Genomic DNA, 1,119 nt, shown 5'->3' on the forward strand with positions numbered 1-1,119 from the left:
ATTATTGGAAATCACTTATTTGAGTCCAAATAATGAAAATGTGATGACAATAAGTCGACAGACGATAAGTAGCATTAGAGAGTATAAGTCGTATTTAATTATGAAATTTTTCTACAATTAACATAAGACGAATTATGCGAATCAAAAAAAATTGGTAATAAAAAAAGGTTCTTTGCACTTTAGCGTGAAGATTGTTACGATATGGACTCATCCATGAGATAACCCGCACATGAGCGCTACCAAGAAAGCAGACAAGTAAGCCGCAGCAACCTTCGTTTTCGGTTGTTGCGGCGTTCTCAAGAACCTAGTTGCTCTGCAAGAGCGCCGCCAAATTCTTAACTTAAGGAGATGGCTTCGTGCGCTCAAAAGATTTTTCTTGGCGGTATTCTCTTCCCGCCACGCTATTGCTGTTATCACCATTCGATTTGCTGGCGTCACTGGGCATGGATATGTACCTGCCCGTGGTGCCTTTCATGGCGGATGCACTTGGGTCCGGTGCAGGGACGATCCAGCTGACGTTGACGGCATACCTGGTTTTGCTTGGAGCCGGACAGCTTCTCTTCGGCCCACTGTCGGATCGGCTGGGTCGCCGCCCCGTTTTACTTGGTGGCGGGATTGCCTATATTGCGGCTTCATTCGGCCTCACCGTAGTTTCATCGCCAGAACTTTTTCTGAGCTTCCGCGTTCTTCAGGCCTGCGGCGCTTCGGCATGTCTCGTTTCCACTTTCGCGACGGTACGCGACATCTATTCGGGCCGTGAGGAAAGCAACGTCATCTATGGCTTGCTCGGCTCTATGCTTGCGATGGTTCCTGCGATAGGCCCACTGCTAGGAGCGCTGGTCGACGCGTGGCTCGGATGGCGCGCAATCTTCGGCTTGCTAGGGATGGCAATGATAGGCGCTGTTATCGCAGCCTGGCGACTCTGGCCAGAGACTCGGCGGCACCGGACGGCAGACCTACAGTGGTCGCAGCTATTGACTCCTGTGAAACACCTGAACTTCTGGCTGTACACGCTCTGTTACAGCGCGGGGATGGGCAGCTTTTTCGTCTTTTTCTCGACCGCCCCCTGGCTAATGATGGGGAGGCAAGGGTTATCGCAACTTAGCTTCAGCTTGCTAT

General features: G+C 50.8%; 1 protein-coding gene. It reads left to right on the forward strand.

Annotated features, from left to right (window positions below; all coding sequences use genetic code 11):
* Nucleotides 1–356: 356 nt before the first annotated feature.
* Nucleotides 357–1,119: Bcr/CflA family efflux MFS transporter (locus tag FTV41_RS14950; RefSeq protein ID WP_179996786.1), on the forward strand; the 763-nt coding region annotated here is incomplete at its 3' end.

This window comes from Acinetobacter sp. YH16051 (genome assembly GCF_013417135.1).
In the GTDB taxonomy this organism is placed as follows: Bacteria; Pseudomonadota; Gammaproteobacteria; order Pseudomonadales; family Moraxellaceae; genus Acinetobacter; species Acinetobacter towneri.